Raw genomic sequence first — 23,882 nt, 5'->3', positions numbered from 1 at the left:
TATTCTAGTTGTGTGGTTGTGTCATGGGTGTTTAAATTAAAATGGAGCCTCAAAATCACATTGCTCATCACCGAACTTTTCAGAAAACTTCTCTCGAAGTGAATTTATAACATTCAATTCACTGATATGAGTTAAACCTTGGGTACCCGGTTGCTCATAACCCGGTTTAGCAGTTAAAATTTTTACAACTCTTCTAGGTAAACGCTCAATTTTTTCATGGGTACAGACTTTACCATGCATATCACCATTTTCCTCTAAAAACCTTATATAACCAGTAGTATCGCAATAAGGGCAATCATTAATTTTTTGTCTGCGATATTTGTTAAATATTTCAGTTTTTTGCTCAAGTGATAAACTATTGTTGTATTCAAGGTTTTTAATAAAGTTACTATCAATTTTTTCAGGAATGGAATTATTAAGGGGTGTTAAGTCACCATCTAAAGAGCGTTGTATAAGTGTTTGCAAATATGCTTCTGGTTTTCTTATCGTGCCTTTTTTCATAGAAGCGGCTAATACATCAAGTACTTCTTGCTTTTTATTATTATCAGGTAATTTATGTAGAGCTTTTAGAGTTTGTTCACTTAAAAATATTGGGGATTTTAATTCAGATAAATCAACCTTGTTATTTAGGGCTTGCCCGTCCTTCGTTTCGTCGTCCTTATAATTTAGTTGTCCTTCTGTTTTCCGTCCTTCGGGTGCATCTCCTGCACTAGGGTGGTGCATTTCCTGCACTAGGGGTGGTGCATCTGCTGCACTAGGGTGGTGCATCTCCTGCACTAGGGGTGGTGTATCTGCTGCACTAGGGTTATGCTGATCTTGAAGTGCTGATACAGCATCTTTAGTTGTATTAGTATGATGTGGTAATTCTTTAATGGTATAGAGATTGGAGGTGTAACTACCATTATTAACCTTGCGTTTTGATAAACTAATGAAATCTAATTCAATTAACTTATTAATTGCATTTATAACTGTTCTGCGAGATACTCCACATTTTTTTGCAATCAAATTGTATGAAGGGTAACATTGCCCTTTACTGTCAGCGTGTCGGATTAAACATAGGTAAACTATAAGGTTATAAGCCTTCAGCTCACTACCAAAAACATCAAAAATATCATTATATGCCCAAAATTTTTTTTGGTTGGTCTTAATACTCATATCAAAATTGAATTAATTGAAATGAGGCATAGACATGTTGACCACTTTTTGATATAATTCAATTTGAATTAATTGAAATAAAGTGATTTTTCACATGGATGCCTCGTAGGTTTAAAAAAAATTGTAAAAGGATTTAAAAAAGCCCGCTGTTATAAAGCGGGTTTTTTATTGCCTAAAACAATTGTGAGTATTTTTAATTACATTAAATACATAATCAAATTATTGGTTTTGTAATTAAAAATGAAATCAACTATATTTATAGTTCTTATACTATGGGTATGTTAGAGTATTACTCATCATAAATCACCTGGTCTTGAAAACTTTTTAGGTGATTTGTGTTAGGTTGCCTTGGTTGTTTTTAAAACCAAAGTAACTGCTAAACTTATTCGACAGCGCGTTTACTATCAGCGTTTGCGCCTACTGAAATAGTATTATTTCATAATCCTTCTTTTATTTCATCACTTTTAAAAAAGCACCAATCCAGATCACTGCTTTTTTTATATCATTTTGTAGCAACAAATACATCAACTGCTTGTTAATTCATTTATGTTAAAATTAATGCTTTTTATCGGATAAAGGACATAATTTAATGGAGCCAGCATTGATTTTATTATGGTTTGTGAAATAATTTTTTAAAATCGACCTTATAGGTAAAAAATTCAATTTTGTACTCATGAGTGAATTTATCAACAAAATAATCGCAAACTAACTATAATATACCTCAAAACAATGATATTTTAAAAGCAATTGCAACAGAAACTCAACACATATCAAAACCACAATTTAATTTAAAAACTTGTTCTTATGATTATAATATCGAGTATATTCTAAGTTTAACTGAAGAAAAGCAGATTATCTTAGAAATTCCAAATAAATTATGGACAACAGAAAAAGCTTCAAAACTAATTAAATCTATTCTAATGAATTTTCCAATACCGCTATTGTATTTAAAAGAACAACAAGATGGTAAATGGTTAGTAGTTGATGGTATTCAAAGAATATTAGCGATTTTTAACTTTTATAAAAATAAATATGAACTAACTAATCTTGAAATTATCACAGAATTTGAATCAATGCGATTTCAAGACTTACCACCACAAGCTAAACGTTTAATAAATTTAAGTGTAATGCACATTGTTTTAATTAGACGTAATAGCAATCCTAATATTATTTCTAATATGGTAAAGCGATTAAATCAATAATGTCTTATTTTCTTGATGCAACTGATAATTTTTTTAAAACTATTGACGATGTCAATATATTAATCGACTTTGCAAGAACAGAAAATAATGAAGGTAAAATTCAACACCATGATTTGTTTTTGAATTTAAGCGTGGTTAGTTTAGAATAATTTCTATATAAAATTCAAATCTCTAATAAAAATTACCAAAATTTATCTTTACATTTACGTTTATCTTCACTTAAATACCTTTTAAATAACTCAGATATATTGCCTAATAAGTTAGAACATCCACAAAAATATAATCAACAGATTATGCAACAAGTAAAATCTGAACTTCATAAGTTTTATCAGATTTGTGTAGATGAGGCAAAGATAAACAAAAAATTTAAATTTAATACATGATAAAAACAAATTGAATGAAATTCTAAGAAGAAGACACGATATTATACATGACGATGTAAGTCATCAATTAACAGAAAGAAAAGTAACTGAATATATAGATAATTATCTAAAAACTAATAAAATCAATTATTAGCTTTCAAAGCTGCTGGAATGGCAAAGCACTGTGACTCATCATCTAACCTCCAAAAAAAGTGGGTGAAAAAGTCTTTTATTATATTCTAGTTGTGTGGTTGTGTCATGGGTGTTTAAATTAAAATGGAGTCTCAAAATCACATTGCTCATCACCGAACTTTTCAGAAAACTTCTCTCGAAGTGAATTTATAACATTCAATTCACTGATATGAGTTAAACCTTGGGTACCCGGTTGCTCATAACCCGGTTTAGCAGTTAAAATTTTTACAGCTCTTCTAGGTAAACGCTCAATTTTTTCAGTAGTATCGCAATAAGGGCAATCATTAATTTTTTGTCTGCGATATTTGTTAAATATTTCAGTTTTTTGCTCAAGTGATAAACTATTGTTGTATTCAAGGTTTTTTTTAATTACATTAAATACATAATAAAATTATTGGTTTTGTAATTAAAAATGAAATCAACTATATTTATAGTTCTTATACTATGGGTATGTTAGAGTATTACTCATCATAAATCACCTACAATATAGGTGATTTGTGTTAGGTTGCCTAGGTTGTTTTTAAAACCAAAGTAACTGCTAAACTTATTCGACAGCGCGTTTACTATCAGCGTTTGCGCCTACTGAAATAGTATTATTCCATAATCTTTCTTTTATTTCATCACTTTTAAAAAAGCAACAAATACTTACACAAAAAGGGCAACCATAAAGGTTTACCCCTACAATTTAACAACTTTATTTGCAACCCGTAATGTTGCCGCTGTTGTGCTTTTTTAGGAAGTGGAAGCTGCAATTCACCAGTAATGAACGGGGCTAAAGCCCCATTTCCTTTCATCAGTTGTCGTCTCTGCGTAACATCAGTTAGTAATAATACTAATATGGAAAATAAATATTTTTTCATAAAAATATTCCTTAGATATTTAAATTAATTTAAAGACAAAAATATAATCCATATATTTTTCTCAGGTAACACAGATGTAGAAAATATCAATAAATATACTGATAAATCAAAAATAGTTGGAATTTGGGATGAATCTAAGGCAAAATCATGGTTTTCTTACCATGAGTTTTGACTGGAAATGATTGATTATCTCTTATAAATTTACCACTATGTTTTCCACCTGTATTAGAATGAAATTCTATTTGATACTATCTGTGAGAGAATCAAGAGCTTCTTTCTCATTATCACCGTGGCTGGATACAGAAAAATCCAGACATCTTGCTACAATTACATCATCTTCTTTGGTTAAAAGTATATGTAATTGAAAATTATCCAAATTATTAATGTAAGCTTTTAATGCAAATTATAAAAACGCTTGCATTTTTTTAACCGTGTATATTTTTTTGTTTGAAATATACATAAAATATTTGTTATATATTAGACTTGTCCCTTAATAAATAATACTTTTGTTAGTACAACGAATTCAGAAATCAACTAATTACTTAGCTTCGCTGACTTCGTATCGTTACTTTGTTTCGTTTATTTCTTAATTATTATTTGAAACAATTTCTTTCTTTTCATTATATTGCGCAGTCAATCAATCAAGTAATTAATAGCTGAAGTTATTGAATTTCATTTAGAAGGGTTACGTGAAGATGGAAAAGATAAGATTATTTCAAAGGCTTTGGAGAATGACTTTTATATTTATCGAAAGTATAATAAACAGCAAATACCAATCATCATTCCACCAGATAGATTTAATAAATATTAATTTTACCAACTGTGAGGATATATTTATGGAGGTGCATGAAAATATTAAATTTATTCGTCAATTCAAAAGTTTTTCTCAAGAACAAATGGCGGAAAAATTAGAGATGAGTCTTAATGGCTATGCTAAGATTGAGCAGGGTAAGGTGGATATTAATCTTTCTCGATTAAAGAAAATTTCAGAAATTTTTGGTGTGGAGTTGGAAAAATTGGTGGGCTTAAATGATAAAAATGTGTTTAATTTTATAGAAAATTTTCAGCCTGATTCTATTTTTTATCAGCAATCTCACTATAATGCAATTGACCAAAGAAAATGCCAACATGAATTAGAAAAAGCTAATTTAATTATTGAACAAAATAAGTTAATGATTGAACAAAAAGATAAGGAAAATGCTTATCTTAAGGATATAATTGAGTTGCTAAAGAAGCAAGGATAGCACCCAAATGTTGGGCTTCCTTTCGTCAGCCCAACCTACGTTAGAATGTCAAGCTTTTAGCACCATCTTCATAAAGTTTGTTCCATATTTTGATGGATGTCACTATTTCAACTCCATCAATCAAGTCACTTTGTTGTAATTTTTGCCATTTGGCGCACAATCCACAAAGGTAAACAGTGCCTCCTTTGGTAATAATGTCTTTGAGCATGTCACGTGGAATTTTATTTTTGGCTGCAAAAATTCGCTGCGCTCCCTTTTTAGCTGGATATAAAGCAGCATTAGCTCCCAGAACTACTGTGACTTGTGCGCCCTTTTTAACCGCGCTATATGCTAGAGATAAACCCATACCTGCTTCACTAGAGTCAGCTGATTTGATAATCATAACCAGTTTTTTACCATCCAAAGGTCCTGCTAAAACCATAGGGCTTAAAGAGGCAATAGAGAACATTAACAAAATGTTGATAAGTAGTTTTTTCATAAGTTTTTTCCTAAAAGATAAAGTTAGTGACCCATCCATTCAGAGCGATCAATAAACACTCCTTGTATTGGTGTGCCTCCTGTTTTAATAGTTTGTGTTATTTTTAGTTTTTCAAGATCTAATTCATAAAAAATGCCGTTATCACTTGCAAAAGCATAATAGTATCTATTATCTGGACTTAGGTAGTAGGTGTGCGATTGCAACTTTTGATTATTCTGTTGCTTGCCGCTTACTGTAATGTCAGTGATTTTACTATGCTTTGTTGTGTCTATGATACTTATATAAGTATCTTTATGGTTTATGCTAATGGCAATATTTCTTTTAGGCACAAAAGTGGTATGACCATGTCCTTTGCCAGTTTCTATCACTGTCACCACTTTCATGTTGTCCCGATTAACCACAAAACAATGTCCTTCATCAGTACCAATGTAGATGTGTTTTCCATCAGGATGAAAGTCTCCATGATGAGAGCCTTTTCCGGTAATTCCCATTGTCTTGATTGCTACTTGCTGATTCAACAATAGTTTTTCATTGTTTAGTTGGAGTTCCAGCAGCAAGGGTGGCTGTTCTACACTGCCTTCTGCAATAGCGTAGTATGTGTTAGAAGTATTATTATCACGAGGAATAATGTAGTGAACTGATGTTGGTGTGGTTACTTCATTCACTAGTTCAGTTTGCCAGTTGCCCATCTGCCCATTGAGGCGGTACATCTGAATTTTTCTGTTGGCTCTGTCAATGATGACAAACAGGCGTTCAGTCAACCAGAAAGGATGACCAGAAGAAAGCGAGCCGCCATAATCCTTTGGATTAGTTTTAGTGTCGTTACCAGCAACTGCTACCACAGTATCTGTTTTTGGATCAATCAGACTAGCCATTGCTTTATCTGAACCAGTGACCAATATAAGCCCCAAAGCAGTATTGTAGGCTTCGGCTGAACGTGGACCATGCTGAAGAGGAATATTATACAAATATTTTGTCAAGCGAACATCATAAACATCAATCCAATTAGAACCCCGGGTAATAGCATATACTTTATCTAATAAAAAACGCGGATTAGTTAGGTTTATGTGTACACCTGTTGAATCTTTCCACACGCCAATAGAACAAGGCAGTGCTGGCATGTGATGCAGTCCAAAACCCAATCCCATACTCGCATAGAATTGTTGAGAAACTTCGATTCTCTGATAGGTGCTGCCTTTTTCATCATAAAATTCCATTGTTCTCAATAAGTTCCAATTCTGAAATGCGTCACCTTTAGCCCAAATATCTTTTCCCTGTTCAATAAGTTTAAAAAAATCTTCAAAACTCATTGATCCTGTAAGATAATTATTGACAGCATTCGGCAATATGGCATGATCTCCATTTTGATCAGCTAAAAATGCTTTTGTTATAGCATTAATAACAGTTTTTGCATCAATAGAATTATCTGTTATCGTAATTGAAGGAGTGGCAAAATCGTGTGTTAGTTTATTTCCATGCGCAGTTTCAATTGCTGTAATTTCACTTTCACCCAGTTGGGTGTTTTTTATAATGCTATTAATATTAGTTTTGAAGTTTAAAGATTGTAAGGCTGATGCCACTACTTTTTCAATTTTGCTTTGATACTGACTAGCTAGACTGAGTAGTTGTTTGATATTTTTATCATCTTTAAAATAACTACGTAGCAAAGCTTGTGGAACACCAGCAATCACTTTGATGGTATTTCCATCAGTATAGGCGGCAATTTTCCAAGGCAAAACAATACCATATTGTAATCCAAGGTTCAGAAATTTACTGTCTTGACTAAAGGAAACTTCTAAGATATGTCCTACTTCAGAGTCGATAGGTGGAAATGTTTGAGAATCAACAACAACATTCATGTCTGCTTCTGACTCCTAATAATCTTCTGCACCAGTATTCTTGTCAACAATTACTTTTACAAAAGGAATATGCAGAATGCCAGTGCGAAAATTGAATGTAGCTAAAGGATTAGTGGCGTTTGGTGCTGGAGTCACTTCCTTAATAACAAATTCTATTGGAGCTTCGTTCAATAAATCAAGTTTGAGATTGAAGGTTCCAAGTGTTTGCACCTTAACAGCAGGTAGATATGCTGTTTTAGTTGTAAAGTCAATAGAAGCCACATCAGCTTGAGCATGGATATTGTTTGAAATAATAATAAGTGCAATAGCACTAATTGAATATTTTACCCAAGAAACTAGACGTTTCTTTCTTTTGGGCGAAGAAAAAATTTCATGGTTATTTCCTCAAATATATAAAATTGTTAATAATTATTACAGTATAAAATTTAATTACATATATAAATTTGCATTACCGCATAATATAAACGATAATTCATAAAGAAAACAGCCACTGCTAGTATTAATTTTACTTCATCATTTCATAATGAACAATCTTTCCATAATACTATTGATCAAACAAGATGCCAACACGAATTAGAAAAAGCTAATTTCATTATTGAGCAAAAGGATAAGGAAATTGCTTATCTTCAGGAGATAATTGAGTTGGTGAAGAAGTAAGGGTAGTTATTAGTTGCGAATAAATTGTCTAATCATATAAAATTTGTGGCACTATCCTTTTTTGTTAGTACAACTAATTGAGAATTAAACTAATTAAAACATATAGTTTGACCAGCTTATCAATTCGTTTATTTCATAATTAGTTGTACTAACATATAAACATAAATTAGAAAAAGCTAATTTACAATCATGTTAATCCTTTAATCCTTTAAATCATGTTCAAAATCCGTAATCAAAATACCACTATATTCTCCCCATTTCAATCCTCCCACATTATACGGAATCATACCTCGCCCAGTTTCTTTATTAAAAAGTGGTCCAATTGTTCCTGTTAATTCTTTAAATGTCATTGCTTTACCAATATTAATATTAGGTATTATTTTTAGATATTTGTGTTGATATGAGTTAGGGAATAGTTTTTTTAGTACATATAAGCCAAAAGATGAAGTGTTGGTTCGTGCATTTATGTCAACTATGAATAGTTCATTGTCTATTGTTTCTATAAAGTCTATTCCTAGTATTCCTCTATATCCTGCCGCTTGTAATTTTTGGCAGAGATTATATGAGTCTTGTCTGATTTTTTTTAGTTGTTGGCTTTTTGAGGGATATATGTTGCCTTGGTATTTTAGTTTGTCGTCTAGTATTTGATCTGTTATGCCTAGTTCTTGTATCTGGTTTGGGTTAATCTGGTATTGAATGTTTGGTGAGTTTGAGGTTTTATATTTTTTTGTTATTAGGTATTGTTCGTTTCTGTTTTCAAATTTTATCAGGTCATTTGTATTGTTTATTGGCGATATTTCTATTCCTCCATAGCTTTGAACGCCGCTAATTACTATTTGTTGGTGTTTTTTTATTTGTTGTTTGGCAATTGCTATCACTGTGGCTGAATTAGCTGTTTTATATTTCAGTGTTGGTGATATGGATAGTAAATAGTGTTTGTTGTTGATTTGTTCTGTTAAATCTGGAGGGGCAGCATTCAAAGTGGCGTTTATCAGTTTGGCTATTTTGGCTTCTGCGGCAGTGCTAATATAAGGTTGTAATATTAGTGGCTTTTGCTTGTTCAAATACTTTAATAGTTGTTGATCTTTAAGTATTTTTTCTGATAATGACTGATTGCCTTTGACATTAGGTATAAGTATGTTGCTGGTTCCAATACCAATGCTTAGTAAGTAATTAAGATAATCGGTATCGGGGTAATTGTTGAGAATTATAATATCTTGTTCTTCAGCGAGCAGTAATGCTCGTTCTGGGTATTGCTGAAGTTTTAAGTGATTTCCAGTTTTTAGATGAATTGTGTGTATAAACAGATTGGTCATATTAATTCTGAATAAGCTGGTATTCCTTCTCTACCAACTGATTTTAATATGGCTTCAAAACAAGCTTTTTTTACTAATTCTGTTACGGTAACACTTACTAAAGTCATATCTGTTTCAATTTCACCAGTTGCTAAAGCAAAAAAGGTGTCGCCATCATATTTGGTGTGAGCTGGTGTTATAATTTGTGTTACACCAATTTGTGCCCGTTTTGCCATTTTTTGGAGATCATGGTTATTTAGTTTTGCATTGGTTGCTACAACACCAATTAGTGTATTGGAACCATTGTTGATGGCGGTGTTCTTTTCATCCATCAGGTATTTGGTAGCGTCTATAAAGCTATTATCCATCTTTCTAGCACCAGCTATAATGCCGTTTTGAGAATTTCTCACGTCTCCAAATGTATTGACAACAACTAGAACACTGATAATTAATCCACTCGGAAATTTAATTCCTGCTACTCCTAATCCACCACGCATGGATTGTTCAATTCCACATACTTTTCCAACTAAAGCACCAGTGCCTGCTCCAACATTACCTGTTTCAATTTCTTCAGTTGTCGCATTTAAGCAGGCTTGATAACCATCTTGTGCTGTTGGTGCATAATGTTGTGAACCAAGGTTAAAATCATAGATTACTGCTGATGGTACAATGGGTATTTTTTTATGACCCATTGTAAATCCATAGCCTTTTTCTTGACAGTATTTCATTACACCATCAGCGGCAGCTAAACCAAATGCGCTACCGCCTGTTAATAATATTGCATTAACTTTATCTACTAAACTATTAGGTGTAAGTAAATCTGTTTCTCTTGTACCCGGTGCGTCTCCTTGGATATCGACAGCACAACTTGCTGCATTATCACAGAGAATTACAGTACAACCTGTTGCATATTCATGTTGAGTAAAATGACCAACGCGAATTCCGGGTATATCTGTTATTGTGGCATTGCTCATTTATGATTATTTAAAACTATGTTCAGTTCCGGGAAATGTACCATTTTTTACTGCTTCAATAAATGCTGTAATAGCGGCAGATATGGATCCATTTTCTGCTAAAAAATTTTTAGAAAATGATGGTGCTTTTCCCGGTGTAATTCCTAAAATATCATATAATACTAACACTTGTGCATCACATGTGGAGCCAGCTCCTATGCCTATTACTGGTATTTCTAAGTTTGCAGTTATCTTTTCTGCTAATTTACTTGGAACACATTCTAGTAATAGTAATTCGGCTCCAGCCGCTTGTAATGCTAAAGCGTCTTCATATATACGTTCTGCTTCTATCTCACTACGACCTTGTATTCTATAACCACTTAATTTATGTATAAATTGTGGAGTCAAACCTAAATGGGCGCATACTGGAATACCATAAGTTGCTAATTGTTTTATGGTATCTACCAACCAAACTCCGCCTTCAAGTTTAACTACTTGAGCATTAGCTTCACGCATTAAGCGAGCTGCTGTTTCAAGAGCCATTTTTGGGTTAGTATAACTCATAAATGGCATATCAACCATTAATAATGCGCGTTTTAAACCACGATGAACTTGTTGAGAATGATAAATCATATCATCCACAGTAACTGGCAAAGTAGTTTCATTACCCTGAATTACCATGCCTAATGAGTCACCAACTAATATTATGTCAATACCAGCATTATCTAGTAGTTGAGCAAAACTGGCATCATAAGCAGTTAAACAAGTTATTTTTTCGCCTTTAGCTTTTAGTTGACGTAAATTGTTTAAGCAATTCATAAATCTTTTGTCCATTTGGTAATACTAAATCAGGTACGCATTCATAGAGTGGATACAAGACAAACGCTCGTTCATATATACCGGAATGTGGTATAGATAGTCTTGCTGTTTCTATTTGTTGATTATCATATAATAAGATGTCTAAATCTAAAGTTCTAGCTCCCCATTTTTCAGTACGCACACGACCTTGTTTATTTTCAATGGCTTGTAATTTATCTAGTAATTCTATTGCTGATAAATCGGTGCTTAATCGTGCAACTGCATTAATGTAATTGGGTTGATTAGCTGATCCTAATGGGAAGCTACGATATAATGTTGACCGTTTAACTAAACTACTATTAGTTAAATTTTGCAATTCTATGAATGCTAGTTCAACTTGTTGAATCGGTTCATTCAGATTAGAACCTATTCCTATATATGCACTATGGTTATTATTCATTTACGCTGCTGAAATTTCGTCCACCAAGCAGCTTCTGAGGCGACTTCTTGCTCTCCGGCTTTAACACGTAATACTAAGAAGTCATAACCTGCTCGAAAGCGAGGATGTTGTAAAAGCTTAAAGTTCTTCTTTTTACCTCGACGTGGTCGAGTTAAGCGCAATTGCAATAACCAAATTTCTTGCATTAATATGGCTATCCGTCTTGGTATAGCAACATGTTTTTGTTGTTGTTTTAACAGATATTCAATTGCTTCAAATAATACTTCTTGTTGATTCACACCTTTAGCTTGTTCTTTAGGTAATAAATTTGATAAAGGCGGCCATAATAAAGCAGCAAATAAAAAACCTGCTGTTATAGTTTGGTTATTCTGTTGTCTTGCGTCTGTATTTTCTAATACTTCTTGAATTAATCTAGCGGCTATTGGGTCATTTAAGCAAGATTCGGTTAATGGAAATAGTTGTGCAAATAAATTATATTCTCGCATTTGTTGCAAGGATTTTACTGCATGTCCACTTAGAAATAGCTTTTGTACTTCTTCAAATAAACGTGCCGCTGGAATATTTTTTAATAAATTCGCTAAATCTGTTATTGGAGCCGCTGTTTCTGGTGCCATAGTAAAATCTAGTTTTGCTACAAATCGTATTGCTCGTAACATTCGTACTGGATCTTCTTTATAGCGTTGGATTGGATCACCAATTAAACGTATTACACCATTGTTTAAATCTTCCATACCATTAGCATAATCGAATAATGAAAGATTACTTATATCATAATAAATAGCATTTATGGTAAAATCTCGACGCACAGCATCTTCATCTACGGTTTTTCCATATACATTATCACGAATAATACGTCCATCTTGTATAATGCCAGCATTATTGTTTTTATGAGATGCGCGAAAAGTTGCTACCTCAATAATTTCTTTACTTATATATACATGGGCTAATACAAAACGTCGTCCAATTAAACGACAACGACGAAACAAGCTTGTTACTTGTTCAGGATGGGCATTAGTTACAATATCAAAATCTTTAGGAGTACGTTTTAATAAACTATCACGTACACCCCCGCCTACTAAAAGTGCTTTATAGCCAGATTTATGTAGTTTATAAAGAACTTGTAAAGCCTCTGGACTAATATTTTTACGTGATAACATATGTTTATCACGTGGAATATAAACAGGTTTGTTATTTATAGATTGTTGTACTGGCAAGCTAAGGTAAGATAATAAGTTCTTAATAAAAGTCACAAATGAATAGTGAAAAGTTATACACTTTTCACTTCCTTGATTATATTTTAACGCCTCGTTGACGCATATCAGCTAGTACTTTATCAATACCGAGCTTATCAATAATACGTAAACCTTTATGGCTGATACGCAATTTAATCCAACGATTTTCACTTGCTACCCAAATACGATGTATATGTAGATTAGGTAAAAAGCGACGCTTAGTTTTATTATGGGCATGAGATACGTTATTACCACTCATAGGGCGTTTACCAGTTATTTGACAAACTTTAGACATTATGTTTCGCTCTTTTTAGATAAAAAAATGTAATTAAACCCTTTCTTTTAACAAAAAATGAGAAAAATAACAACCCTACTTATATTCTATTAATTGTTGTTTTTTACCATAATAGTATGATAATTGTCCTATCATAATCGGTATTTGTTGAAATTGTGAGTGTAATCCATACCAGAATAAAGTCATTAATCGAGTTGATTTCCAACGCGATTTCCAACCACTACGCAGACTCAGAGCTAGAAAAACTAATCCGCTAAACCATAATATGTTCATAATAAAACCAAGTATAAAAATACTAATAAAAAAACTAACTCGTACAAAATTTTGACGTGATTCTCGTTGCCAAAAATTAATTGAATTTGATTTTAGTAAATTAGATACTTCAGCATAAGCGTGCCCTGTACGCACTGAACGTCGCCAATATTGTGACCAATGTGTCATTGCTAAATCATGCAATACCATGTCTTGATCGATATGAAGAATCTTAGATCCTTTGGCACGAATACGTTGACACATTTCAGGTTCTTCTCCTGCAATTAATTCAGAATTAAAGCCATTCACTTGTTCTAATATATCACGACGCATTAAAGCAATACCGCCACAAGTTTCTGAAATACCTGCCTGAGCAATCCAATCTAAATTTAAGACTTGTTGATAGATTGAGGCTTGTGGATAACGTTCACGTACATGCCCAGAAACAATAGCAATTTTTGAGTCATTAAAACTTTCTACAGCAACTTTTACAAAGTCAGGATCTAAAATAGTGTCGCCATCTAAGAATAAAATTAGCGGCGCACTAGCGGCACGCCATCCAGCATTACGCCCAATTGCTGCTGTTGGGCGTTCTGGTTTTACAGATAATACTTGTTGTACGCCTAATGCTTTTGCACGTTCTGTACTGCCATCAGTAGAATTGGAATCTACATAAATAGTTTCTATGTTAGACTGTGGATAATCTATAGCTTGTACAGAACGAATACAATGCTCTAAACGTTCCCCTTCATTGCGCCCTATTATTACTACCGATAATTGTGGAATATTCATTATTTTTTTGAGATATTTTTATATTCTTTTAATATCTCTGCAAAATAACCGCCACCTCGAAATACTTTAACTCGATTTAATACTGCACCCAATACTGGTGGATTTAAGCGTTCTAATAATTTAGCAGCGCGTTTTAGTTCGCCGGGAGTTGTATTACCTGCTTCAATTACTAATAAAACGCCACTCGCAATTTCACCTAATAATTCGGCATCAGATGATAATAAAATTGGTGGTGTATCTAAAAGTACTAAGTCATAATGATCATTTAGTTTCTCTAATATCTGAGGTAATTTACCATGTGTGATTAGATGACTTGTTGAAGTTTCGCCTACTGGCAAACGATCTGGCAGCTCATTATTACCGGGAATTATCAATAATTCTGGAGATATAGTCTCAACATCTTCAGGTGTAAATAAACTAGTTAATCCATCAGAAAAACCAATACTGTTAGTATAACGATCATCGGGTTGAAATGCATTCAATTCTACCGCTACAGTACGAATTCCTAAACCTGTTAAAAGACGCGCTAATTCTAAGGTAACACTGGTAGTACCACCACGGGGTTTAACTGAGGTTAAGACAAAGCCAGTTGTATCATGACTACGCCAATCACGATTTAGTGCTAATGCCATGCGACGTAGTGAATCGGTTGCAACTTGTTCAGCATAAATATTATTACGTTCTAAAATCCATGCTAGTGGTGAAAAGCCCAAAATTTTCTGTACTTCACCCGGTGTACGTATGCGTTTATCCAATAAGTCAATACCAATTGGCACTATAGTGCCTAAGCCAATACCGGCAATTATAAATATCAATAAAACTTTTGTGCTATTATTAACTGGCAATAGCGAGGGGCTAGCCAGTGAATCAATACGCACAAAACCGGGCGCAGTTGATTCAATAGTTAAAAAGTCAATGCGATCACTAATAGTATTTAATTGCTCATAATTACGGGCTATTTCTTTATTAACTATTAAAGCTTCATTGTAGAGAATTGAATAATTACTAGCAGTGGCACGTTGTGCTTTTAATTGTTGTGCGAAGCTATCTTCCAATTGTTGAGCTTTGAATATTTCAGCGCGACTTTTTTCTAATAAATGTAAACGAATTTCATTTAATTTTTTAGTTTCTGCTTGCTTAATAATTTGATCAATATTGGCTATTTTTCGTTCTGCTTTAAGTCTAGTAGGATGTCTAGATGTTAAGCCGATTATTTTAGTTAATAAGTTAATACGTTGTTGTATAAGTTGCCTTTTAATTGCTTTTAATGAGTTATCTTCATTTAATTTTTCAGTTGCAAGCAGTGATAATAAATTTTTTCCTTGCTTAACTTTTCCAGTCAAAGCTATGAAATAAGTTTCAAGCTCAAGACTTTTGCTATGAGCAGAGTTATAAGTTTTGAGACTCTCAATTAAAACTTGATCATAAGGATTTAAACTGTCTTGCTGAAAAGTTGTAACTCCTAATTGTTCGGAAATATCACCGCGCTTACCTTGTAACTTATTAATAGAATTTTCTAATTCTTGTTGACGCACTTTTAATACTTCAATACGTCCACTACTATTATAAATATTTTCTGCTTGTGATTGTTTTAAATAAGCTTTTATAATGATATTTAATACAATATCAAGTCCGTCAGGTTTGTTTGAAGTGATAGTAACAGAAATAAATGGACTACCTTCTTCATTATCGGTACTAAGTGCTTCTTTTAAATTGTTTAAATCTGAATCTAACCAATATTTTTTAAACTCTACAGTTTGCATTGCTGAACGTAAAACATCATCGCGAGTAATCAATTTAGTTTGCTGTGCAATATACAACTGATATTGTGTGAAATCCAGATTTTTCTCTGAGTTTAAATTTGGAACAAAACTGGGTGATACTAATACAGTAGCTGTAGTTGTGTAACTAGGTTTAACTTTTTTTGAAAGTAATACGCCTAGAGTTATCATAGTACTTATGATAAATACAAGTAAAAACTTATGGTTTAATAAACTTACTAGGGGTTTAAATCGCCCAGTAGGAATAACTTGTTCTTCTGACACTATTGATTTCCTACTTGTTTACGTAACTCTGCATTAACACGAATAGCATCTATACTACTATAAACACCTAACAAACTAGTAATCGGTGATAGAAAACGTAAATTATATTCAATCTTAGCAATAGTACTTTTAGGAACATAAATAATATCACCTTCTGCAAGCGCGATATTCATATTTTGATTAACATCTAATAATTTTTTTAATGCTAATGGTTGATTTAATCCTTCGCTTGGACGAATTAAATTAACTTGTTCGCTATTACTATTGATTGTAAAACCACCAGCTTTAGAAAGTATTTCTATAAATGAAGTTCTTGTACCTAAATTATATGCGCCCGGTTGTTTTACTTCACCTAATACATATACTAATTTTTCTTCAAGATCAGGAATATATATTACATCATTACGTTCCAAATTAACATTTAGAGATAAATTTTTACCTGTTAATAATGGCTCTAAATCAACATTAACTAATTGATTACGCCCTCTAAAAATAGTGCAACGAGTAAAAGGTAAGCTATTTTTACCTGTAAAACCACCAGATTTGGCTAATACACCTAATAAGGTAGGCGTATTCATTCCGAAATCTATTTCACCAGCTTGTTTAACTCTACCTAATATAAAGACTTTATTAGCTGTATATTGATCTACTTTTAAGGCAATGGATAATTTTTCATAAAAATTAGCTAATCTATTACTAATAGTTTGCACGGCTTGTTGCCTAGTTAAACCTGTTAATGTAATATCTCCTGCTAATGGTAAACTGATTTTGCCATCAGGTCCTACGATATGTTGACCACTTAATTTGGGATAACCCCAAACATCAACTGATACTTTATCTCCATTACCAAGACGATAATTTTGAGAATTATTAGTTACTGTATTATGAAAATAATTTAAATACTCTGGAGGAGTTTTAGCAACTTCCTCTCGTGGAGCGGGGGCTTGTAGTATTGGATCTATTGGAACATCCTCAACTTGAGCGCAACTGGTCATTAGTAAGCTCATTAATATATATAATTTTAATTTTAAATTTGAATTTGAATTTGAATACCAACCAAACACGATTATACCTATTGTTGTTAATTTTAGTTATGATTGTTGATAATGCAATGATTATTCCTAATTAATAATTAAATGAATAAAGAAGTTTTAATTAAGATCAGATCAGATGATACTCGCGTTGCTATCTTAGAAAATGGTGTGGTGCAGGATATTATAATTGAACCTAACACCAAAACTAGTTTAGTTGGTAATATTTATAAGGGGCAAGTGTGTCGTGTGTTGCCGAAAATGCAAGCTGCTTTTGTGGAAATTGGATTGAAGCGTACTGCGTTTTTAGATACTGCTGATATAGATTTGTATCAGGGGCAAGTTTTATTGGTACAAGTTATTAAAGACCCTTTTGCTAGTAAGGGTGCGCGTGTTAGTACGCAATTGTCAATTGCTGCACCTTATATCATATATTTAGTAAATTATCCTAATCATATTGGAATTTCTAATCGTATCAAATCGCAAGCAGAGCGTCAGCGTTTAAAGCAAATCGTTTCTGAAAAATTAGCTACTATGCTGAATAATCAACATAGTAGTTTTATTGTTCGTACTGCTGCTGAGGGAATTTCAAGTGATGTTTTATGTGCTGATATAGATTTTTTATGTCAGCTATGGGATCAAATTGAATATAATTCTGCACCAGTTTATTCTTTAATTTATAAAGATTTATCTTTAGAAGAGCGTATTTTGCGCGATTTTGCTGGTAGTTCTATAAAATATGATAATGACAATGATAGTATTGAGAATGAAATCAATAAAGCCTTAGAACGAAAAGTTGAGTTAAAATCAGGTGGTTATTTAGTTATTGATCAAACTGAAGCTATGACTACAATTGATGTTAATACTGGAAGTGCTTTAAATTTAGAACAGACAAATTTAGAGGCAGCAGAGGCAATTCCTCGACAATTAAGGCTAAGAAATTTAGCTGGTATTATTATAATAGATTTTATTGATTTAATAGATTCTCAAGTCTTAAAAATACTGAAACAAGGTTTAGCAGGTGATTCTGTTAAAACTTATATCAGTGATATTTCTTCATTAGGCTTAGTGCAAATGACACGTAAACGTACTAGGGAAAGTTTGAAAGATGTATTATGTGAAACATGCCCAACTTGTGGAGGCAATGGATCAATTAGGAAAAACAATGATTACAATATATAATTCTCTAACTAAACAAAAAGAAGTTTTTACTCCAATTGAGCCGGGCAAAATTGGTTTATATGTCTGCGGTATGACTGTATATGACTATTGTCACCTTGGTCATGCAAGGGTTATGGTTGTATTTGATATGGTAGTACGTTATTTACGTTCGGTAGGTTTTTCAGTGACTTATGTACGTAATATCACTGATATTGATGATAAAATAATTCAACGCGCTAATGAGAATGGTGAAGATTTTCATGAATTAACTGCTAGGTTTATTCAGGCTATGCACGAAGATAGTGAAGCTTTAGGTGTATTAGCACCAGATCAAGAGCCACGTGCTAGTGAGTCTATTGCTGATATTATTGCAATGGTTCAAAGTTTATTAGATAAAGATCATGCTTATATTGCCGATAGTGGTGATATTTGTTATGCAATTAAAGAGTTTACAGATTACGGTAAACTTTCTGGTAAGCGGTTAGAAGATTTACGCGCTGGTGAACGAGTCAAAGTAGATCAATCGAAAAGAGACCCTTTAGATTTTGTATTATGGAAACAGGCTAAACCAGAAGAACCTAGTTGGGAATCACCTTGGGGAAATGGTCGCCCGGGTTGGCATATTGAGTGTTCTGCTATGTCAACTCATTGTTTAGGCAATCATTTTGATATACATGGTGGTGGTATGGATTTACAATTTCCACATCATGAAAATGAAATCGCTCAATCTGAAGCCGCTACTGGTGAACAGTTTGTTAATGTTTGGATGCACAATGGTTTTGTTCGTATTAATGATGAAAAAATGTCAAAATCTTTAGGCAATTTTTTTACTGTACGAGAAATATTAGAACGCTATCAGCCTGAAGTAGTGCGTTATTTTATGTTGACTAGTCATTATCGCAGCCCATTAAATTATTCTGATCAAGAGTTAGATGCTGCTAAACAGGCTTTAACGCGCCTTTATACTGCATTGCGTGGTTTCAATGTTAGCAGTAGTGAATTGGATAATGAATACAATCAACGTTTTCATGCTGCTATGAAAGATGATTTCAATACTCCAGAAGCTATAGCGGTATTATTTGATTTAGCTAAAGAAGTTAATAAAACCCAATCCGCAGAATTAGCAGGGCAATTAGGTCAATTGGCGAGTATTTTAGGTTTATTACAAGCGGTACCTGAAGACTATTTACATGGTAATACAATAGAAGCGGCAGCAATTGAAAAGCAAATTGCCGAACGTAATGCGGCACGAGATAATCGTGATTGGGCAACGGCTGATCGTATTCGTGATCAATTAGAGGAACAAGGAATTTCGCTCGAAGATGGAGCGCAAGGAACAATTTGGCGGAAAATATGACATCAATAACAAAAATTTTAGACAATGGATTTCAATTATATAAGCGTAGTTTTGCTTATATATTGCCATTAGTATTAATGGATGCAATATTAGCAATTTTAATTAATATATTTATTCCTTTACATGCAGCAACACCAGAAGATTTATTAAATATAATAAATGAGAATGCAGTATCTTTTATGTTATATATGCTGATAACGTTCATATTATATAGCACGATTTTTTATCGGATTAGTGCAATCCATAATAAGTCTGATATAAATACTTTGACAGCTTTACAAGAGGGATTAAAAAAACTATTCGCTATAATATTAGCTACTGTTATATATTTTATTCTAATATTTATTGGATTTATGGTGATAATTCCCGGTGTAATTTTGCTGGTTTCATTGGCATTATTTACGCCGCTAATTATAGTGGAAAATGCTAGTGCATTTGAGGCATTAAAAAGAAGCCATCAAATGATTTGGAAAAGTTGGTGGGCTGTTGCTAGTATTTTAAGCATATCGCTCTTCATTGTGATGTCAGCTAGTATGTTAGCCAGCGGGATTATTCAAATTGTCTTTAGTAGCAGTTTAAGCCCAGAAGAACTTATGCAATTGATGCAATTTGCATCATTAACCGTTGATAAATTCGTTAGTCCATTTTTCTATGCGGTTTTATTGTTATTGTATTATGAATTAAAGGGAGAAGACAAACCAAAGAATCAAGATGGGTTTATTGCTTGAATAAAACCCCCCCCCGAGGGGGTTCATTACTATTTCAAAACACGATAACTATCAGCTTTCCAATACATGCCTTCAGGATCTAAAGGATTTCTAAAGAGTTTCAAATAGGCAAAATAAGATTTGCCTGACACTTCTACTCCTTGTAATTTTATATCAGTATTAGTTAATATAATGGCTACAGAAATTTTCGGTGGAGTGTTATTAAGATCAGTTAAACAATTTGGTGCTTGTGTAGTTGCGCAATAATTTTCTAATTTCCAATAAAGACCTTTCGTATCAGCAGGATATTGATAATATTTTAAATACCCATTAAATTTATTACCACCAATATCAAGATATTGTAATTTTAAATCTAAACTTGATGAAAGTGATACTGCTGTTGGAACATATTCTGTGATCGCGCTAATTACTGGTAATCTAGCTAGAATAGATAAAGCATCTGAATCTACATCTAATACTAAATATGGATTATTTTCATATTGTATTACTAACCCAGTCTTTGTATCTCGCATTCTTTCTAATATGGCTTCTTGTAAAAAAGTCACAGCAGTTTTCTTATTTTTTGGTTTATCACCTTTAGATTCAAACTGAACAGCAATATTTAATTTAACCAGAATACGTACATTATTAGTGTTTTTGAATTTCTCAATTAAAGCTTGATTAGAAATAACAGTTGATTGATTTGCTTGTGTTATAGGTTTAACTATGTTGGGTTTAGCTCCGGGGTGAGAGTTGAGACAGCATTCTGCGCTAACAATATTTGCCCACGCCATTATGATTAATATAATTGTTGTTTTATATGTCATGATGATTATTTATTAATTGAAGGATTAATATCCTTGGGCAATTTATATTCCATACAAAGAGTCAAAACCTGACAGGTTTTTCAAACCTGTCAGGTTTAAAACCTGACATTATAATGTCATTTCTGTCAACTATGAATAACTCGCCCATCAACATCAAGTGCCGCTTCGTGCATGGCTTCTGATAGGGTTGGGTGGGCGTGGATGGTTCTAGCTAAATCTTCAGAACTCGCTTCAAATTCCATTGCTACTACTGCTTCGGCAATTAGTTCTGAGGCTGAAATACCAAATATATGTACACCTAAAATACGGTCAGTTTGGCTATCAGCCATTATACGAATCATGCCGCTAGTATTGCCATGTGCCCTAGCTCTGCCACTAGCCATAAATGGAAATTGACCTACTTTATATTCAATATTTTCTGCTTTTAGTTGTTCTTCGGTTTTACCAACCCATGCAATTTCAGGATGAGTGTAAATCACCCAAGGTACTGTATCATAGTGCATTTCAGTTTTTTGCCCAGCTAAGCGTTCAGCTACCATAACACCTTCTTCAGAACCTTTATGAGCCAGCATTGGTCCACCTATTACGTCACCTACAGCATAAATATTCGCTACATTGGTTTGACGATTTGCATCTACTTTTATGAAACCGCGTTCATCTATTTCGATACCAATATCAGCAACACCTAATTTATCAGTATGTGGTTTGCGCCCAACAGCTACTATGAGTTTATCCACCACTAGCTGTTGATCGCCCTGATAATTTATAGTAACTTCATTATTAGCAACTGTAGCAGCAGTTACTTGAGTCGCTAATTTAATATCTAAACCTTGTTTTTTTAATTCTTTTAGAGCAGCATTAGCAATCTTACGATCTGCTACACTTAAAAAATCATCTAATGCTTCAAAAACAGTAACTTTACTACCTAAGCGACTCCATACACTGCCTAATTCTAAACCAATTGCGCCAGCTCCTATAACACCAAGCCGCTGTGGCACTGCATCAAAAGCTAAAGCTCCTGTTGAATCTACAATAAACTCATTATCAATAGGTGTAACTGGGATTTGAGTTGGCACTGAGCCGCTTGCAATAATGATATTATCAGCACTAATAATCTGTGTATTAACTTCAACTTCTGTATTGCTAATTAAACGAGCTGCACCTTTTAAGCTAACTACTTTATTTTTCTTAAATAAACCGCCAATACCGCCAGTTAGCATCTTGACAATTTTATTTTTCCGCGCTTGCATCGCTGCAATGTCAATACTCAAGCCCTCAGACTTAATGCCATGCTGTTTAGCTTCCTTCTGCATGAAATAATAATGATGAGAAGAATCCAATAAAGCTTTAGAAGGAATACAACCGACATTTAGACAAGTTCCGCCTAAACTATCCCACTTATCAACACAAGCCGTTTTCATACCTAATTGTGCGCAACGAATAGCCGCCACATAGCCCGCTGGACCAGCTCCTATTACAATAACATTATAATCTGCCATGTTTTTTCCTTAGTTAAATATCTAATAATAACCGACTAGGATCTTCTATTGCATTTTTTATAGCAACTAAAAATTGTACCGCATCACGCCCATCAATGAGACGATGATCATAAGATAATGCGACATACATAATTGGACGAATTACTACTTCGCCATTTTCCGCGACAGGGCGTTCAACAATATTGTGCATACCTAAAATAGCACTTTGTGGTGGATTTAAAATTGGTGTTGATAACATTGAACCAAAAATTCCACCATTAGTAATACTAAAAGTTCCGCCGCTTAACTCATCCATTGTTAATTCACCATTATTAGCGCGTTTAGCCACTTGACTAATATTTTGCTCAATCTCAGCAAAAGACATTTTTTCAACATCGCGTAAAATTGGCACTACTAAACCGCGCGGCGAACTAACTGCAATACCAATATCATTATAATTATGATACACAATTTCTTCACCATCTATTGAGGCATTAACAATAGGGAATTGCTGTAAAGCTGAAACTACAGCCTTAGTAAAAAAAGACATAAAACCTAATTTTACATCATATTTTGCTTCAAAATTAGCCTTATATTTACCACGTAAATCCTTAACCGCCTTCATATTAATTTCATTAAAAGTAGTAAGGATAGCACTTTCATGTTGAACAGCTACCAAACGTTCAGCAACTCGCTTTCTGAAACTATTCATTGGCACCCGTTTTTCTGAGCGGCTATTTGTAATAGTTGATGGGGAATTATTAGTAGCTACTAATGTTTTGGCAGAACGTCTAACTGCTTTAGACGCTGGTTTGACTAAATCGCTTTTAGTAACGCGATCACCTTCATGTGGCACCGCATCAGGATCAACCCCCTGCTCAGCGGCAATTTTTCTAACAGCAGGGCTAGTTTTAGCATGATCATTTAAATATGCAGGATTAGTTTCTATTAAAGCAATATCTTCAGAACTTTCTACATACTCATCAGCATTTTTTATAATTTTGATTAAAGTACCAGCTTTAGGGGCAGTAACTTCTAAAATGATTTTATCAGTTTCAATATCAACTAACTTCTCATCTTCATTTACAACATCACCCTGCTGTTTATGCCATTTTAATATAGTGGCTTCAGATACAGATTCTGCTAATTCGGGTACTTTAACTTCTTCAATAGACATGATATAAATCCTT

At 33.3% G+C, this 23,882-nt stretch carries 23 protein-coding genes; 6 read left to right on the top strand and 17 right to left on the bottom strand.

Annotated features, from left to right (window positions below):
* Nucleotides 1-36: 36 nt before the first annotated feature.
* Nucleotides 37-1,155: a helix-turn-helix domain-containing protein gene (locus BHU68_RS05690; RefSeq protein ID WP_069470615.1), complete on the bottom strand. Its 1,119-nt coding sequence runs from the start codon at nt 1,153-1,155 to the stop codon at nt 37-39.
* Nucleotides 1,156-1,871: 716 nt separating this feature from the next.
* On the opposite strand from BHU68_RS05690, the gene BHU68_RS05685 reads away from it, so the two are divergent.
* Nucleotides 1,872-2,357 (top strand): DUF262 domain-containing protein, encoded by a 486-nt coding sequence (locus tag BHU68_RS05685; protein WP_320409024.1) that lies wholly within the window; start codon nt 1,872-1,874, stop codon nt 2,355-2,357.
* Nucleotides 2,357-2,506 carry a hypothetical protein gene (locus tag BHU68_RS17155; RefSeq protein ID WP_171899612.1) on the top strand — a complete coding sequence of 50 codons (150 nt, stop codon included), beginning with the start codon at nt 2,357-2,359 and terminating at the stop codon, nt 2,504-2,506. Before BHU68_RS05685 ends, BHU68_RS17155 begins: the two co-directional genes overlap by 1 nt.
* Before the next feature lie 1,031 nt (nt 2,507-3,537).
* On the opposite strand, the gene BHU68_RS05680 is transcribed toward BHU68_RS17155, so the two are convergent.
* On the bottom strand, nt 3,538-3,771 hold the full coding sequence (locus BHU68_RS05680) for a hypothetical protein (RefSeq protein ID WP_069470613.1): 234 nt from the start codon (nt 3,769-3,771) through the stop codon (nt 3,538-3,540).
* Nucleotides 3,772-4,466: 695 nt separating this feature from the next.
* On the opposite strand from BHU68_RS05680, the gene BHU68_RS05675 reads away from it, so the two are divergent.
* The gene (locus BHU68_RS05675) at nt 4,467-5,015 is read left to right on the top strand and encodes a helix-turn-helix domain-containing protein (protein ID WP_216092868.1); all 549 of its coding nucleotides are present in this window, start codon (nt 4,467-4,469) and stop codon (nt 5,013-5,015) included.
* Between the two features lie 40 nt (nt 5,016-5,055).
* Here BHU68_RS05675 and BHU68_RS05670 read toward each other — a convergent pair whose 3' ends face one another.
* From BHU68_RS05670 to BHU68_RS05615, 12 genes are all read right to left on the bottom strand, one after another.
* Nucleotides 5,056-5,493, bottom strand: coding sequence for a DsrE family protein (locus BHU68_RS05670; protein ID WP_069470612.1), 438 nt, complete (start codon nt 5,491-5,493; stop codon nt 5,056-5,058).
* A gap of 23 nt (nt 5,494-5,516) precedes the next feature.
* Nucleotides 5,517-7,352, bottom strand: a complete 1,836-nt coding sequence (locus BHU68_RS05665; RefSeq protein WP_069470611.1) for a hypothetical protein — start codon at nt 7,350-7,352, stop codon at nt 5,517-5,519.
* A gap of 15 nt (nt 7,353-7,367) precedes the next feature.
* Nucleotides 7,368-7,613, bottom strand: coding sequence for a hypothetical protein (locus BHU68_RS05660; RefSeq protein WP_069470610.1), 246 nt, complete (start codon nt 7,611-7,613; stop codon nt 7,368-7,370).
* Nucleotides 7,614-8,209: 596 nt separating this feature from the next.
* On the bottom strand, nt 8,210-9,325 hold the full coding sequence (locus BHU68_RS05655) for an ATP-grasp domain-containing protein (protein WP_069470609.1): 1,116 nt from the start codon (nt 9,323-9,325) through the stop codon (nt 8,210-8,212).
* Nucleotides 9,322-10,278 carry a P1 family peptidase gene (locus BHU68_RS05650; protein WP_069470608.1) on the bottom strand — a complete coding sequence of 319 codons (957 nt, stop codon included), beginning with the start codon at nt 10,276-10,278 and terminating at the stop codon, nt 9,322-9,324. The genes BHU68_RS05655 and BHU68_RS05650 overlap by 4 nt, the downstream gene beginning before the upstream one ends.
* A 6-nt stretch (nt 10,279-10,284) precedes the next feature.
* Nucleotides 10,285-11,076, bottom strand: coding sequence for a 3-methyl-2-oxobutanoate hydroxymethyltransferase (gene panB, locus BHU68_RS05645; RefSeq protein ID WP_069470607.1), 792 nt, complete (start codon nt 11,074-11,076; stop codon nt 10,285-10,287).
* The gene (folK, locus tag BHU68_RS05640; RefSeq protein ID WP_069470606.1) at nt 11,039-11,515 is read right to left on the bottom strand and encodes a 2-amino-4-hydroxy-6-hydroxymethyldihydropteridine diphosphokinase; all 477 of its coding nucleotides are present in this window, start codon (nt 11,513-11,515) and stop codon (nt 11,039-11,041) included. Before folK ends, panB begins: the two co-directional genes overlap by 38 nt.
* A complete protein-coding gene (gene pcnB, locus BHU68_RS05635) occupies nt 11,512-12,765 on the bottom strand; it encodes a polynucleotide adenylyltransferase PcnB (RefSeq protein ID WP_069470605.1) in 1,254 nt (417 codons plus the stop codon). The genes folK and pcnB overlap by 4 nt, the downstream gene beginning before the upstream one ends.
* Nucleotides 12,766-12,805: 40 nt before the next feature.
* Nucleotides 12,806-13,042 (bottom strand): 50S ribosomal protein L28, encoded by a 237-nt coding sequence (gene rpmB / locus BHU68_RS05630; protein WP_069470604.1) that lies wholly within the window; start codon nt 13,040-13,042, stop codon nt 12,806-12,808.
* A 75-nt stretch (nt 13,043-13,117) separates the two neighbouring features.
* Nucleotides 13,118-14,086: a glycosyltransferase gene (locus BHU68_RS05625; RefSeq protein ID WP_083234153.1), complete on the bottom strand. Its 969-nt coding sequence runs from the start codon at nt 14,084-14,086 to the stop codon at nt 13,118-13,120.
* On the bottom strand, nt 14,086-16,131 hold the full coding sequence (locus BHU68_RS05620) for a GumC family protein (protein WP_069470603.1): 2,046 nt from the start codon (nt 16,129-16,131) through the stop codon (nt 14,086-14,088). Before BHU68_RS05620 ends, BHU68_RS05625 begins: the two co-directional genes overlap by 1 nt.
* Nucleotides 16,131-17,138, bottom strand: a complete 1,008-nt coding sequence (locus BHU68_RS05615) for a polysaccharide biosynthesis/export family protein (RefSeq protein ID WP_141698817.1) — start codon at nt 17,136-17,138, stop codon at nt 16,131-16,133. Before BHU68_RS05615 ends, BHU68_RS05620 begins: the two co-directional genes overlap by 1 nt.
* Nucleotides 17,139-17,267: 129 nt before the next feature.
* Here BHU68_RS05615 and BHU68_RS05610 point away from each other — a divergent pair, with 129 nt between their 5' ends.
* Genes BHU68_RS05610 through BHU68_RS05600 form a run of 3 tightly spaced genes read left to right on the top strand, consistent with a single transcriptional unit; the run spans nt 17,268 to nt 20,408 of the window.
* On the top strand, nt 17,268-18,344 hold the full coding sequence (locus tag BHU68_RS05610; protein ID WP_069470601.1) for a ribonuclease E/G: 1,077 nt from the start codon (nt 17,268-17,270) through the stop codon (nt 18,342-18,344).
* The gene (gene cysS / locus BHU68_RS05605; protein ID WP_069470667.1) at nt 18,328-19,680 is read left to right on the top strand and encodes a cysteine--tRNA ligase; all 1,353 of its coding nucleotides are present in this window, start codon (nt 18,328-18,330) and stop codon (nt 19,678-19,680) included. Before BHU68_RS05610 ends, cysS begins: the two co-directional genes overlap by 17 nt.
* A complete protein-coding gene (locus BHU68_RS05600; RefSeq protein ID WP_069470600.1) occupies nt 19,677-20,408 on the top strand; it encodes a hypothetical protein in 732 nt (243 codons plus the stop codon). The genes cysS and BHU68_RS05600 overlap by 4 nt, the downstream gene beginning before the upstream one ends.
* A 29-nt stretch (nt 20,409-20,437) precedes the next feature.
* On the opposite strand, the gene BHU68_RS05595 is transcribed toward BHU68_RS05600, so the two are convergent.
* The 3 genes from BHU68_RS05595 to odhB form a co-directional block, all read right to left on the bottom strand.
* Complete coding sequence (locus BHU68_RS05595; protein ID WP_069470599.1) at nt 20,438-21,214, bottom strand: hypothetical protein; 777 nt, start codon at nt 21,212-21,214, stop codon at nt 20,438-20,440.
* 125 nt (nt 21,215-21,339) lie between these two features.
* Nucleotides 21,340-22,713 carry a dihydrolipoyl dehydrogenase gene (gene lpdA, locus BHU68_RS05590; RefSeq protein ID WP_069470598.1) on the bottom strand — a complete coding sequence of 458 codons (1,374 nt, stop codon included), beginning with the start codon at nt 22,711-22,713 and terminating at the stop codon, nt 21,340-21,342.
* A gap of 13 nt (nt 22,714-22,726) precedes the next feature.
* On the bottom strand, nt 22,727-23,869 hold the full coding sequence (odhB, locus tag BHU68_RS05585; protein ID WP_069470597.1) for a 2-oxoglutarate dehydrogenase complex dihydrolipoyllysine-residue succinyltransferase: 1,143 nt from the start codon (nt 23,867-23,869) through the stop codon (nt 22,727-22,729).
* Nucleotides 23,870-23,882 lie beyond the last annotated feature (13 nt).

Source organism: Candidatus Marithrix sp. Canyon 246 (assembly GCF_001723685.1).
Classification (GTDB): Bacteria; Pseudomonadota; Gammaproteobacteria; order Beggiatoales; family Beggiatoaceae; genus Marithrix.
This window is presented reverse-complemented; position numbering and strand designations above follow the sequence as displayed.

Bases quoted from the DNA above. Each gene is read 5' to 3' on its own strand.
- BHU68_RS05690 (WP_069470615.1), bottom strand. From the start codon at position 1,155: ATGAGTATTAAGACCAACCAAAAAAAATTTTGGGCATATAATGATATT.
- BHU68_RS17155 (WP_171899612.1), top strand. From the start codon at position 2,357: ATGTCTTATTTTCTTGATGCAACTGATAATTTTTTTAAAACTATTGAC.
- BHU68_RS05680 (WP_069470613.1), bottom strand. From the start codon at position 3,771: ATGAAAAAATATTTATTTTCCATATTAGTATTATTACTAACTGATGTT.
- BHU68_RS05675 (WP_216092868.1), top strand. From the start codon at position 4,467: ATGGAAAAGATAAGATTATTTCAAAGGCTTTGGAGAATGACTTTTATA.
- BHU68_RS05670 (WP_069470612.1), bottom strand. From the start codon at position 5,493: ATGAAAAAACTACTTATCAACATTTTGTTAATGTTCTCTATTGCCTCT.
- BHU68_RS05665 (WP_069470611.1), bottom strand. From the start codon at position 7,352: ATGAATGTTGTTGTTGATTCTCAAACATTTCCACCTATCGACTCTGAA.
- BHU68_RS05655 (WP_069470609.1), bottom strand. From the start codon at position 9,325: ATGACCAATCTGTTTATACACACAATTCATCTAAAAACTGGAAATCAC.
- BHU68_RS05650 (WP_069470608.1), bottom strand. From the start codon at position 10,278: ATGAGCAATGCCACAATAACAGATATACCCGGAATTCGCGTTGGTCAT.
- panB (WP_069470607.1), bottom strand. From the start codon at position 11,076: ATGAATTGCTTAAACAATTTACGTCAACTAAAAGCTAAAGGCGAAAAA.
- folK (WP_069470606.1), bottom strand. From the start codon at position 11,515: ATGAATAATAACCATAGTGCATATATAGGAATAGGTTCTAATCTGAAT.
- rpmB (WP_069470604.1), bottom strand. From the start codon at position 13,042: ATGTCTAAAGTTTGTCAAATAACTGGTAAACGCCCTATGAGTGGTAAT.
- BHU68_RS05625 (WP_083234153.1), bottom strand. From the start codon at position 14,086: ATGAATATTCCACAATTATCGGTAGTAATAATAGGGCGCAATGAAGGG.
- BHU68_RS05615 (WP_141698817.1), bottom strand. From the start codon at position 17,138: ATGAGCTTACTAATGACCAGTTGCGCTCAAGTTGAGGATGTTCCAATA.
- BHU68_RS05610 (WP_069470601.1), top strand. From the start codon at position 17,268: ATGAATAAAGAAGTTTTAATTAAGATCAGATCAGATGATACTCGCGTT.
- cysS (WP_069470667.1), top strand. From the start codon at position 18,328: ATGATTACAATATATAATTCTCTAACTAAACAAAAAGAAGTTTTTACT.
- BHU68_RS05600 (WP_069470600.1), top strand. From the start codon at position 19,677: ATGACATCAATAACAAAAATTTTAGACAATGGATTTCAATTATATAAG.
- BHU68_RS05595 (WP_069470599.1), bottom strand. From the start codon at position 21,214: ATGACATATAAAACAACAATTATATTAATCATAATGGCGTGGGCAAAT.
- lpdA (WP_069470598.1), bottom strand. From the start codon at position 22,713: ATGGCAGATTATAATGTTATTGTAATAGGAGCTGGTCCAGCGGGCTAT.
- odhB (WP_069470597.1), bottom strand. From the start codon at position 23,869: ATGTCTATTGAAGAAGTTAAAGTACCCGAATTAGCAGAATCTGTATCT.